At 54.0% G+C, this 2,500-nt stretch carries 2 rRNA genes (1 of these 2 cut by a window edge); both read right to left on the reverse strand.

Annotated features, from left to right (window positions below):
* Positions 1-8 precede the first annotated feature (8 nt).
* A 5S ribosomal RNA gene (gene rrf, locus H3005_RS11005) occupies positions 9-123 on the reverse strand.
* 169 nt (positions 124-292) lie between these two features.
* Positions 293-2,500 (reverse strand): 23S ribosomal RNA (locus H3005_RS11010) (it continues 673 nt past the right edge of the window).

A 2,500-nucleotide genomic window follows, 5' to 3' on the forward strand; every position in this document is an offset into this window, starting at 1 on the left:
GGTATAAACCCTGGCGATGACCTACTCTCGCATGGCTTAGGCCACACTACCATCGGCGCAGCTACGTTTCACTTCCGAGTTCGGGATGGGATCGGGTGGTTCCATAGCGCTAATTTCACCAGGGAGGCGGTTGGAGTGTCGCTTGGACGTCGTGTCTTTGCAGGGAGCGGGCATGGTGATGCCAGCGTTGCAAAGAGACGCGCCTGAGCGCCTGCCTCTCGTTTGGTCTTGTGACGTAGCGTGCACTTGGATCTATCGACATGTCATGTCGGCCAAGGCAACTTGAGGTTATATGGTCAAGCCTCTCGGATCATTAGTATCAGTTAGCTCAATACATTGCTGTACTTACACACCTGACCTATCAACCACGTAGTCTACATGGTTCCTTCAGGGGGCTTGTGCCCCGGGAGATCTCATCTTGAGGCGCGCTTCCCGCTTAGATGCTTTCAGCGGTTATCGCTTCCGAACATAGCTACCCGGCAATGCCACTGGCGTGACAACCGGAACACCAGAGGTTCGTCCACTCCGGTCCTCTCGTACTAGGAGCAGCCCCTCTCAAATCTCCAACGCCCATGGCAGATAGGGACCGAACTGTCTCACGACGTTCTGAACCCAGCTCGCGTACCACTTTAAATGGCGAACAGCCATACCCTTGGGACCGACTACAGCCCCAGGATGTGATGAGCCGACATCGAGGTGCCAAACACCGCCGTCGATATGAACTCTTGGGCGGTATCAGCCTGTTATCCCCGGAGTACCTTTTATCCGTTGAGCGATGGCCCTTCCATACAGAACCACCGGATCACTAAGTCCTAGTTTCCTACCTGCTTGATCCGTCGATCTTGCAGTCAAGCACGCTTATGCCTTTGCACACAGTGCGCGATGTCCGACCGCGCTGAGCGTACCTTCGAGCTCCTCCGTTACTCTTTAGGAGGAGACCGCCCCAGTCAAACTACCCACCATACACGGTCCCCGATCCAGATAATGGACCCAGGTTAGAACGTCAAGCACGACAGGGTGGTATTTCAAGGATGGCTCCACTGCAGCTAGCGCCACAGTTTCATAGCCTCCCACCTATCCTACACAGACGAACTCAACGTTCAGTGTAAAGCTATAGTAAAGGTTCACGGGGTCTTTCCGTCTTGCCACGGGAACGCTGCATCTTCACAGCGATTTCAATTTCACTGAGTCTCGGGTGGAGACAGCGCCGCTGTCGTTACGCCATTCGTGCAGGTCGGAACTTACCCGACAAGGAATTTCGCTACCTTAGGACCGTTATAGTTACGGCCGCCGTTTACTGGGGCTTCGATCAAGAGCTTCGCCTTGCGGCTGACCCCATCAATTAACCTTCCAGCACCGGGCAGGCGTCACACCCTATACGTCCACTTTCGTGTTTGCAGAGTGCTGTGTTTTTGATAAACAGTCGCAGCGGCCTGGTTACTGCGACCCTCTTCAGCTATAGCTCGCATGAGCCACCAAAAAGGGTGCACCTTCTCCCGAAGTTACGGTGCCATGTTGCCTAGTTCCTTCACCCGAGTTCTCTCAAGCGCCTGAGAATTCTCATCCTACCCACCTGTGTCGGTTTACGGTACGGTCTGCGTAAGCTGAAGCTTAGGAGCTTTTCCTGGAAGCGTGGTATCAGCAACTTCGCCATAAAGGCTCGTCTCGGTGCTCGGTCTTAAAGGATCCCGGATTTGCCAAAGATCCAAACCTACCGCCTTTCCCCGGGACAACCAACGCCCGGTATGCCTAACCTTCTCCGTCCCTCCATCGCACTTACGCGAGGTGCAGGAATATTAACCTGCTTCCCATCGACTACGACTTTCGTCCTCGCCTTAGGGGCCGACTCACCCTGCGCCGATTAACGTTGCGCAAGGAAACCTTGGGCTTTCGGCGTGCGGGTTTTTCACCCGCATTATCGTTACTCATGTCAGCATTCGCACTTCCGATACCTCCAGCAGACTTCTCAATCCACCTTCAACGGCTTACGGAACGCTCCTCTACCGCGTACATATAAATATGCACACCCCAAGCTTCGGTTCACTGCTTAGCCCCGTTAAATCTTCCCCGCAGACCGACTCGACCAGTGAGCTATTACGCTTTCTTTAAAGGGTGGCTGCTTCTAAGCCAACCTCCTGGCTGTCTGTGCCTTTCCACATGGTTTTCCACTTAGCAGTGAATTTGGGACCTTAGCTGTGGGTCTGGGTTGTTTCCCTTTTCACGACGGACGTTAGCACCCGCCGTGTGTCTCCCATACAGTCCGTCTCGGTATTCGGAGTTTGCAATGGTTTGGTAAGTCGCGATGACCCCCTAGCCATAACAGTGCTCTACCCCCGAGAGGATACATATGAGGCGCTACCTAAATAGCTTTCGAGGAGAACCAGCTATCTCCGGGTTCGATTAGCTTTTCACTCCTAATCACAGCTCATCCCCGTCTTTTGCAACAGACGTGGGTTCGGGCCTCCAGTACCTGTTACGGCACCTTCACCCTGGCCATGAC

This window comes from Stenotrophomonas sp. Br8 (assembly GCF_014763005.1).
Taxonomy (GTDB): domain Bacteria; phylum Pseudomonadota; class Gammaproteobacteria; order Xanthomonadales; family Xanthomonadaceae; genus Stenotrophomonas; species Stenotrophomonas lactitubi.